This window comes from Desulfosporosinus sp. I2, assembly GCF_000960765.1.
Lineage (GTDB): Bacteria > Bacillota > Desulfitobacteriia > Desulfitobacteriales > Desulfitobacteriaceae > Desulfosporosinus.
On sequence record NZ_JYNH01000305.1, the window covers coordinates 1 to 711 of the forward strand.

At 41.9% G+C, this 711-nt stretch carries 1 protein-coding gene; it reads left to right on the forward strand.

The window, feature by feature from the left end; all coding sequences use genetic code 11:
- Nucleotides 1–73 precede the first annotated feature (73 nt).
- Nucleotides 74–711: cobalt ECF transporter T component CbiQ (cbiQ, locus tag UF75_RS25830; protein WP_045577372.1), on the forward strand; the 638-nt coding region annotated here is incomplete at its 3' end.

The following is a 711-nucleotide window of genomic DNA, read 5'->3' on the forward strand; positions in this document are numbered from 1 at the left end:
TCGGAAGCGGATTTTTCTTCTATTATATAGGTTATGCCAAGGGTAAACACAGTGTAAGCAAGAAGGATCAAGCATGATAAGCATTGATTGTTACGCTTATAGCAATAATCTAAAAACAGTTCACCCGGTGGAAAAGTCTCTTTTTGCGATAATCACCATGGTAGTGTGCCTAACTTCTCCTACAGTAATCACCCCTCTTATTGTGTTAGCCATAATGGCTAGGGGGATAGTCTGCAAAGCAGGCATCCCTGCCCGAGTTTTTGTCAAGCTAATGCTTGTTCCTCTTTCGTTTCTCCTGATAAGCGTTTTAACGATTGCTTTTTCAGTCTCGACCAATCCTTCGGGGTTTTGGTTAGCTCAAACTATTCATGGTCTGACCGTAGGAATACACTACCCAGATCTGATCACCGCAGTTCATCTCTTTCTAAGATCGATAGGGGCTGTTTCCTGTCTATACTTTCTAGCCCTAACCACACCCATGACTGAAATAATCACAGTACTTCACAAGATGAAAGTCCCTGTGATTATTACCGAATTAATGGTGCTGATTTATCGCTTCATCTTTGTCTTTCTGGAAACAGCCACCACGATTCGCCGTGCTCAGGTTTCTCGTTCAGGTTATGTCTCCGTGAAAAGTTCTTACCGTTCTTTAAGTCGGCTCTTTTCTGCTCTTTTAGGGAAAGTTTTTGTGAAATCCCAAGAACTTTACAA